Consider the following 8,836-nt stretch of genomic DNA (forward strand, 5'->3'; position numbering starts at 1 on the left):
GGTCACCGGTGACTCCGAAGAACACCAACGACGACGGCCCGGCAATGCGGTTCAGGCGACGATCCCGCGGATCCCGCAAAGGATTCCGCAGGCCGGTCCTGACCGGGGAATCAACGTATGTAGCCAACATTTTGTTGCCCTCCAACTTTCGAGGCAGTGGCGTGGAAACCGCCGGTCACGAGAGGATTTGTTCGCGGGTCTCCCCGAAGGGAACAGCGTCGTTCAGGGCAAGCGTGTACCGGCCCGGCTCATGACGCGTGACCAGAATGCCTGCGAAGCGCTGGGGCTGCTGCCGGAGCACTGCCTCAGCTTGGTCGAGCAACTCGTTGATGCGGCGTGGTTCAGTAATCAGGACTTCCACCTGCTCGCCTGCCAGACGAAGCATAGTGACCAGCTTCCTTTCCCAGGGATCAGCGTCCCCCAAATGCCAACCCCTCAATCGTTGGGGTCTGCATGTTCGTGGATCGAAAAGGTGGCGCCCCGCGGCCTTCAAGAATGCGGGACGCCACCTTCGAGTCGAGGGTTAGACGATGGCGGCGCGGAGTGCCTTCGCTGCCAATGCAGGGTCCTCAGCACCGTAGATGGCGCCACCGGCGACGGCGACATCGGCACCGGCGTTCTGGACGTCTGCGATGGTGGCGAGCTTCACGCCGCCGGCTACGGAGAACGGAACGCGGGCTTCGGCGCCGGCGCGCAGCAGACCGTTCAGGTCGAAGCCTGGCTTGGCCTGCTCGTCGAGGCCAGCGTGCATCTCGACGAACTTGGCACCGAGTGCGCGGACTTCCTTGGCACGCGTTACCTTGTCCGCGATGCCGATAAGGTCAACCACGACGCCCTTGTTGTGGGCCTTGGCTGCCGTGACCGCACCGGCAATGGTGGAATCGTCAGCAGCACCGAGCACGGTCACCAGGTCGGCTCCGGCCTTGAAGGCGATGTCGGCTTCGAGCTCTCCGGCGTCCATGGTCTTCAAGTCAGCAAAGACGATCTTGTCCGGGTGCGCGTTCTTGACCGCGGTGATGACAGAGAGTCCCTCAGCCTTGATCAGCGGGGTACCCAGCTCGATGATGTCAACGTATTCGGCAACCTGGCCGGCCAGTTCGAGGGCGGCTTCGGTGGTGAGGAGGTCGATGGCAACTTGGAGTTTCATGATGTTGTTTCTTTCTGTTGTGAACTGCGATTGGGTGTGGAAAATCAGGGTTCTCTTACTCGAGGTTTGCGTGGCGGAGCCAGAGTTCTTCCGCCGGCTGCGCGTCGCTGTCCCACAGGGACTGGAAGATGGCTTCTGTGGCCAGGAACAGGGCCTGCTCGAAGAGCGACCCGGAGTACTGGCGGGAAACGGCAGAGCCATGGTCGGTCTTCGCCGCAGCCGGGATGATCACCAAGGCGTCGGCGAGGCCAGCCAGCGGTGAGTCCGGGTTTGTGGTGAACGCTGCAATCCGTGCTCCGGCCTTGGCCGCTGTCTCTGCAGACTTGACGACTCCTGAAGTCGTACCGGATCCGGATGCCACCAGCAGCAAATCGCCGGAAGCGATTGCCGGAGTGGTGGTGTCACCTGCGATGTGCACCGTCAGGCCCAAGTGCATCAACCGCATGCCTGCCATACGCAGGACCAGTCCACTGCGGCCTGCGCCAGCAACGAAAATGCGGCCCGGGTGGCTGAGGTGGCTCGCAAGGCGGGCCATCTGCTGTTCGTCAATCTTGGCGGTGGTGCCCGTGATCTCGTCCCTGACGAGGGACACATTGCGGACAATGTCGGATGCTGTGGTGTACGCGGCAGTGGTAGCGCTTGCTGTCGGATTCACGATTTGTCCCCTTCGATTCGGTCCTCGGCCTGCGGCGGCCGCGGAATGCTTTTCGGTTGACACCCATGTTTCCGAAACAAAGGGGGTGGGGTAACACTGTTTTCTGACGGTTCTTCCTACACTTAAGGACAGGTCGGCCACCGCGTCGTCCGTTCGAGCGCAATACTCCGTAGGCCAAAAGACTTCTGACTGAATCGAAACTTTCAAGTAACCCTGGTCTGTAGTATTGGAGCCAACCCGTTGCCCATCCTTCGGAGCGCAGACACTTGGCATCGCCATCCTCCTTTCAGTCGCAGATCTACAGGTCCTTGCCGGAAATCGAGCGGGCAGATGCAATCGTCGACAGAATCTCCACCGCCATCGCCCTCGGCTTGATCAAAGTGGGCGAACGACTGCCTGCTGAAGCTGCGCTCTCGGACATGTTCGGCGTTGGCGGAGCAACTCTTCGCGAAGCGCTGACGGAACTGCGCGAGCGGGGAATCCTCGAAACCCGCAGGGGCCGGAGTGGCGGGTCCTTCGTGGTCAACCATCCCCAAACGCCGGCCGATGCCATGCGGGCGTGGTTTCTCACAACGTCGATTTCAGAGATACGCGACATCGGAGACGAACACGCGGCCATAGCGGCTGCAACCATCCGGCTGGCCTGTGAGCGCGCCGAATCACACGACTTCGAGCGTCTTCAGGAACTTGCCCGGGCCTTGGTTCTTGCGCACACCCCTGAGCTGCGGGCGTCGGCCGACAGCCGCTTCCACGTCGAATTGGCCGTGGCAGCTCAGTCTCCAAGACTCGCCAACGCCGAGATACGTCTTCAGCAGGAAACAGTTCAACAACTGTGGACTCCCCTGGCCGTAGCATTTGACCCCGAAACGGCAACCGCTGAACACTTGGAATTGGTGAGGGCAGTTGCCCAGGACCAACCAGAGAAGGCTCAAGCTCTGGTCCTTGGACACATCAGGAGGAACATTTTCCACTTGATCGATACGAAGCTCACCCTCGGATACGCCCAATCAAATCAGGATGCCAAATGAAGCTCGACAACGAAGTCGCACATGCAGCCGCCGCCCTCGGCTCATGGACCACCGGCGTCTCCCATGAGATCAACGTGCTCGCCGGGCGGGTGGCAGCCATGGTGGATCGTAATCTCGCCGGCCGCAGCAAGGTCACCAAGTCAGCGCTGCGGGGACTGGATGAGCTCTCCCACGAATTCCTGGCGAAGAACACCTTTGCTGTTGGTGCGGGGACCTTCTTTGCCGCACAGTCGGTTGAGGCCGAAGGCCGCCTTTTGGAGTGGTGGTCCCGCGGGAAGTCCGGCTCCCTGGAGAAACTGGATGCCGACCTGACTCCGGGCAGCAACCGCTACTACGACTACGAAAAGCTCCCGTTCTTCTCCACCGCCGCAGCCACGGGCGAGCAGACTCTCTGGGGCCCGTACATCGACTATCTCGGTTCCGAGGACTACGTCATCACGCTCACAGCCCCATTCTCGGTCCACGGCACATTTGCGGGCGTGGCGGGTTGCGACATCCTGGTCAAGGACTTGGAACCGCTCATCATGCCTGACCTGCGCGCCATCCGCGGCAATGCCGCGCTGGTGAATGCCAGCAACCGCGTCATCCTGGGCAATTCCGGGATGTACCTGGTCGGCGAACGGGTCAAGTCTGGATCGGCACTGGACCAGCGGCGCCTGGACCTGGACGTTCCGCATCTGGGCCTTTCCCTGATCTACGGCGCCTAGCTGCTGCAGGCCACTTCACGAATGCACAAAATTCATGACAATAAAAGCTGTTGAAATGAAGGTATAAAGCTGTACTCTCTGAAGTGATCCATTTCACAGGAAGTTTGAAACGGTAGACGGAAGTCCTGCCCACACAGCTGCAGGCGATAGAAACACCTTTCTTCCGTTGGCGGCACCTTGTCCGGTCCGTCACCAGTTCGACTCCGACCGTGCCCCACTGCCGACAAGCAGCAGTGGGTTCGAATTTCGGAAACCCGACTTCCACCATGCCTCGACGCGCGGGCAATGCGACGCGCGATTCCGACTGTTTAGACATAACTTGCCGATGGGGTTCGGCGTCTCTTTGGCGCGTCCACCGGAAGGGGGCGGCAAGTCTATCCAACTGAAGATGACAGGCGATTAGTTCAGTCAAGGGAGATTGTAATGAGTGAAAATCGTTCAGATGGTGCCGGCACCCTGGAAAGGTCGATCGACTGGAAGCAGGGGCTGGCCATTGCGCTGGGTGTGCCCCTGCTGATCCTGCCCTCTTTGGGCTACCTGCCCATGTATTTGGCGGCCGGAGCAATTCTTATTTGGGGGTTGTCGGTGGTGCAAGGCTTCTTTCAGAACGCCGCTTATGCCGAACTGGCTACCACCTTCCCCAAGGCTTCGGGCCTGCCGGGGTTTGCGCAGCACGTTTTCCGTACAGAGAACTATCAAGGCAAGTACGACAAGAGCAAGCTGATCGGCGGTTTCAGCGCCTGGAGCTACTGGTTCGCCTGGACTCCGGTGCTGGCAATCTTTTCCATCCTTGTGGGCGGATACCTGCACGGGTTGTTTCCGGCCTTGGGAGAAATATTTACGGAGTATCAGCTCTCGTTGATCTCAGGACTGGTGATTTTTGCCGGGTTGTTTGTGGTCAATTGGTTCGGGCTCAAGGATGGCGCCAAACTGGGTTACATCCTGGCCGCCTTCTCCCTGATACCGCTGGTTGTGCTGACTGTGGCACCTTTTGCCACCGGCCACGTTGACCCGGCCAATATCACCGGCAACTGGTTGCCGGCCGACTGGGCATGGGATGGGCACCATATCCTGATTCTGTTTGGCATCTTTGCGATCGCCCAGTGGAGCGCCTGTGCCTGGGAAACAGCGGCCATTTACGGCCCGGAGTACAAAAACCCGGCCAAAGATGTTTCCAAAGCGCTCTTTGCGTGCGGCATCATCTGCTTCTTCTCGTTTGTCCTGGTGCAAGCTGCCGTGATCGGTGTACTGGGTGTGGACGGTGTACTGGACCAGCCTGTCTCACCGCTGATCCCGGTTGCCCAGGCCGTCTTTGGCGATGCCGGCACCATGATCACCATCATCATGTTGATCGCCGCCATGGTGCTGATCATTCAAACGGCATACCTGGGCTCGTCCCGCGCCATGCACTCCATGGCAACGGAAGGCAACCTTCCCCGGTCCCTCGGCACAACGAATCGCCACGGCACCCCGTTTGTAGCCATGCTGGTCATTGGGGCCTTCAACCTGCTGCTGATCTCGATGGGCAACCCCGCGGCAATCGTCGCCGCCTCGGCGATCGGTTACACCTGCGCCAACGGCATCAGCCTGTTCGCCTACGTGAAAGCCAAGAAGCACCCCGCCTTTGCGGGGCTCGAGAGGCCCTTCAAGGCACCCAGGGGCTGGAAAAACGTCGCCATGGTGTTCGGCTTGTTCAATCTACCTCTCTGCCTGGTTGGCGTGGTCTACCTGAACAGCCTGGAGATCGGCTGGACCCCCACTTGGGTCGGCTTCATCGTGCTGGGGCTCTACATCCCCATTTGGTTCTATTCGCAGCGTGAGGCGGCGCGCGCAAGACTGAAGGCAGCCGACGCGGGCAATCCGCTTGATCGCCAAGGCGCAGACCTGGAGAACGCCTCACATCCGTAGGTGGTGATGGGGACGCAAGACAAACCGTAAGACACACACATTCGAGGGCAGGACCGCTCACAAGCGGTCCTGCCCCCTGTGTTTCACTGCGCGGTTTCACTGCGCGCATGGTCCCCGCGGGTGGACGTCAACAGCGCTTTCGCATGCAATCCGCAAATTAGTCATGAAATTTTCTAAAAAAGTCTGGACTATAAGTATTAGCTCGCGTAGGTTTGCTTGTGGGGCCGAGGAGTGACCCGCATCACACAAACCCAAACCTGTTCCATGCCCCCATGGGCTATGACAGCAAAGGGGATTCGGGTCAACTCTTCGGACCATTCAGGCAAGTTCAGCCAAATTCACTCACATGAGAAATGCGCCTCAAGTGAGACATTTCTGACCACCCACCGCCATTTTCAAAGGAGAGACCCATGGAAACGCTCGTAGGAACACTCAGCAAGGCTGGATCCATTCATAAGGTCGAGGGCGGCTATCTCGGTATTCCGTCAATGGACGAGCCCGGGACGATCGCTGCAATCGGTGACGCCCTCCACAACCCCGAAGGTTCGGTCATGAGCGCCGGCTTCTTCGAGCTCAAGGCGTCCGAGCCGCTGGTGTACACGTACACCTACGACGAAATGAAGGTCGTCATCCAGGGTGAGTTCATCCTCACCGACCAGACCACCGGCGACGTGACCCACGCGAAAGAGCGCGACGTCCTGTTCTTCCCCAAGGGCACGACCGTCAAGTTCGAGACCCCCGAATACGGTCTCGGCTTCTTCGCCGGCCACCGTTCGTTCGCACCGTAGGACCCGCCATGCGTTCCGCGTCCATGCCAATGGCAGCAGGCACCGGCCTGGAACCTGGTTTTCGCGGTGTCATCTGTGCATCTTTTGGCGCAGGTGACACCGCGAAACTCCACAGCGGCGGCCAGCTCCACCATGACTTCCGCTTCGAAGCCGCAACCCCTGAAGCCCTCGCCGAGCTGAGGTCCGCCCTCGGATGCTCCAACGTCGGGGTCCGCCTTATGCTCGCTGGTCCCACAGCAGATATCCGTGCGGCGGCCGCCGCCGCTGCAGAATGTGGAATTGAGCAGGAGGAAATGACCCTCCTGAGTGAGGAAACCGCACCGAGGGCGATCTATTGCCCGCATTGCCATTCCGCTACCGCAACGCTCCGCGCGGCCGGCTCGGAGGTGCAGTGCCAGGGCTGCGGTACCAAGCTCGCCACCACTGACCATTTTTCCCGCCGAATGGGTGCCTACTTGGGCTACTCAGCCCATGTCGAGGAGGCAGCATGACCGTCACGGCACTCCCGATCAGCCCCCATCCAGCCGTTGAGGGAGGTCTGCAGCTCGAGGTGACAAGCGTCAGTCCCCAGACGGATTCGATTGTCAGCATCACGCTTGCCGACCCATCCTTCCGGACATTGCCGTCCTACGTTCCCGGCAGCCATTTGGTGGTCCAATACGGCGAGGAAGGCGTCAATGCCTACTCGCTCACAGGTGCCGGCAACGCCCCGTCCGAATACACCATCTCGGTTCTCCGGGTGGAGGACGGCGCCGGCGGCTCCATGGCCATGCACCGGCTCGCGGTGGGTGACCGGGTATTTGTTTCGCGGCCCCGCAGCGCCTTTGCCCCCGCATCAACAGCCACCCACCATCTTCTGGTTGCGGCGGGAATCGGAATCACCCCGGTCCTTTCCCATGCACGTGCCGCCGCTGACCGCGGCACCACGTCATCCCTCATCTATGTCTACCGGCCCGGCGCGGGTGCACACGTAGAGGAGGCCAGGGAACTGCTGGGTCCTGCCCTGACAGAGTGCAGCAACCGCGACAGTTTCAACAAGATCCTCACTGAGCAGCTCACAACCCAGAGCGTGGGAACCCATCTCTACGTTTGCGGCCCTGGTCCTTTCATGGATTCAGTACTGGACCAGGCACGGGAGCTGGGTTGGGCATCGGCGAGGTTGCACTCTGAAGCCTTTGGAGCAGCCGAGCTGGATGATGGCGAGCCGTTCAAGGTGAACCTGGTCCGCAGCGGCCTCACGTTGCAGGTGCCGGCCGGCGTCTCGCTCCTGGACACACTCGAAAAGGCCGGGAAAAGCGTGCCCAACATGTGCCGCAAAGGCATCTGCGGCGAATGCGTCCTGCCGGTCCTCCGAGGCACCCCACAGCACCGCGACCTCTACCTCACCGATCAGGAAAAGGCCGAGAACACCACAATGATGTGCTGTGTTTCACGCAGCCACGACCCAGAATTGGAGTTGGACCTTTGAGCATCGCTATTGACAAAGACACTGACACCGCCGCCCTCCCGGACCGCATCAGGCGTTTCCCCTTCCCCTTCAGCGGTGACACCTACCGCTACAGCGCCAATGTCCAGCCGGCCAACACCACGGTGCCAACCGACGTCGGCTCATGGGGTGCCGGAGTGATCGACATCGACGAGTTCTATCTCGAGGAACTCGCCGACCGCGATCGGATCCTGATCCGCGACCCATCACGCATGCAGGTCCTGCCCCATATGCGGCCGGCAGTCTGGGACACGGTCGCTACCCTGCTGCCCACCATGGCAGAGGAAAACCCGAACATCATGACCTTCCACCGCGAGGGCAACAACTGCCGCTGGCAGAACAAGCTCCAAAACCTCGACGTCGAATTCACCGTTGGCGACGACGACTCCCTGTTGGGCGGGCCCCTACGGTTCCTGGGCAGCCAGATACAGGACGACATCGTCCTCCTCGACGTCCGTGACAACACCATGTGGCTCGACGCGGGCCTGGTCAGTTTCGCAGCGGACTGGTCCTTCGGTTTCGACGTCGGCATGAGCTTCATGGAGATCCACCACCCTGTTCCCCGGGTTAAGGAAGAGAAGATCATCAGCCGCGCGGAGCAATTCCTCCTGCGCCTGCAGCCCGGTGAACAATACCGACGCACCAACTGGACCATGACCATCGGCCGGCGGCTGGACACCTCCACGGAAACCTACCCCGAATGGGGTCCGGACCGCGGAACCATCGCCACCGACCCCGATATGCCGGACAAGCTCCACCTGCGCGTCGAAGTCCAGCACCTGATCCGCCTCCCGCACACGGGGGTCCTGCTGTTCCTCATCCGCAGCTATCTCCTGCCCCTCAGGGACATTGCCCAGGTACCGACGTGGCGCGAAAAATTCGGCCATGTCCTGGCTGAGCTTCCGGAGGACATGGCCGAATACAAAGGCATCATCCGCTACCGGAAAGCAGCCTCCGACTGGCTGCTGTCCGGCTAGTCACCCTCGATCAATCCACACATCAAACACATCAAACACATCAATACAAAGGAGTTAGTCGTGACTTTGAATGCTGAAACTGAGGCTCTTGTGGGGGTTTCGCACCCGTTGGATCCGTTGTCGCGTGCGGAGATTTCGCG

At 60.5% G+C, this 8,836-nt stretch carries 10 protein-coding genes; 7 read left to right on the top strand and 3 right to left on the bottom strand.

The genetic code is table 11. The features are described 5' to 3' along the window. Positions 1-175 precede the first annotated feature (175 nt). The 3 genes from ACIQC5_RS24060 to hxlB form a co-directional block, all read right to left on the bottom strand. Positions 176-385 carry a hypothetical protein gene (locus tag ACIQC5_RS24060; RefSeq protein WP_400287718.1) on the bottom strand — a complete coding sequence of 70 codons (210 nt, stop codon included), beginning with the start codon at positions 383-385 and terminating at the stop codon, positions 176-178. 138 nt (positions 386-523) lie between these two features. Then, positions 524-1,147 carry a 3-hexulose-6-phosphate synthase gene (gene hxlA / locus ACIQC5_RS24065; protein WP_400287720.1) on the bottom strand — a complete coding sequence of 208 codons (624 nt, stop codon included), beginning with the start codon at positions 1,145-1,147 and terminating at the stop codon, positions 524-526. 55 nt (positions 1,148-1,202) lie between these two features. Beyond that, the gene (gene hxlB / locus ACIQC5_RS24070) at positions 1,203-1,802 is read right to left on the bottom strand and encodes a 6-phospho-3-hexuloisomerase (protein ID WP_400287722.1); all 600 of its coding nucleotides are present in this window, start codon (positions 1,800-1,802) and stop codon (positions 1,203-1,205) included. A 266-nt stretch (positions 1,803-2,068) separates the two neighbouring features. Here hxlB and ACIQC5_RS24075 point away from each other — a divergent pair, with 266 nt between their 5' ends. The 7 genes from ACIQC5_RS24075 (at position 2,069) to ACIQC5_RS24105 (ending at position 8,696) form a co-directional block, all read left to right on the top strand. Next, positions 2,069-2,830: a FadR/GntR family transcriptional regulator gene (locus ACIQC5_RS24075; RefSeq protein WP_400287724.1), complete on the top strand. Its 762-nt coding sequence runs from the start codon at positions 2,069-2,071 to the stop codon at positions 2,828-2,830. After that, the gene (locus ACIQC5_RS24080; RefSeq protein WP_400287725.1) at positions 2,827-3,537 is read left to right on the top strand and encodes a cache domain-containing protein; all 711 of its coding nucleotides are present in this window, start codon (positions 2,827-2,829) and stop codon (positions 3,535-3,537) included. The genes ACIQC5_RS24075 and ACIQC5_RS24080 overlap by 4 nt, the downstream gene beginning before the upstream one ends. A 423-nt stretch (positions 3,538-3,960) precedes the next feature. After that, positions 3,961-5,445: an APC family permease gene (locus tag ACIQC5_RS24085; protein WP_400287727.1), complete on the top strand. Its 1,485-nt coding sequence runs from the start codon at positions 3,961-3,963 to the stop codon at positions 5,443-5,445. A 410-nt stretch (positions 5,446-5,855) separates the two neighbouring features. Then, the gene (locus ACIQC5_RS24090; RefSeq protein WP_159708903.1) at positions 5,856-6,233 is read left to right on the top strand and encodes a cupin domain-containing protein; all 378 of its coding nucleotides are present in this window, start codon (positions 5,856-5,858) and stop codon (positions 6,231-6,233) included. Positions 6,234-6,241: 8 nt separating this feature from the next. Beyond that, on the top strand, positions 6,242-6,724 hold the full coding sequence (locus ACIQC5_RS24095) for a dimethylamine monooxygenase subunit DmmA family protein (RefSeq protein WP_400287730.1): 483 nt from the start codon (positions 6,242-6,244) through the stop codon (positions 6,722-6,724). Beyond that, a complete protein-coding gene (locus ACIQC5_RS24100; RefSeq protein WP_400287731.1) occupies positions 6,721-7,701 on the top strand; it encodes a PDR/VanB family oxidoreductase in 981 nt (326 codons plus the stop codon). Before ACIQC5_RS24095 ends, ACIQC5_RS24100 begins: the two co-directional genes overlap by 4 nt. After that, positions 7,698-8,696 carry a heme-dependent oxidative N-demethylase family protein gene (locus ACIQC5_RS24105; protein WP_400287732.1) on the top strand — a complete coding sequence of 333 codons (999 nt, stop codon included), beginning with the start codon at positions 7,698-7,700 and terminating at the stop codon, positions 8,694-8,696. Before ACIQC5_RS24100 ends, ACIQC5_RS24105 begins: the two co-directional genes overlap by 4 nt. The last annotated feature ends 140 nt before the right edge of the window (positions 8,697-8,836 follow it).

Source organism: Paenarthrobacter sp. NPDC092416, assembly GCF_044755025.1.
Lineage (GTDB): Bacteria > Actinomycetota > Actinomycetes > Actinomycetales > Micrococcaceae > Arthrobacter.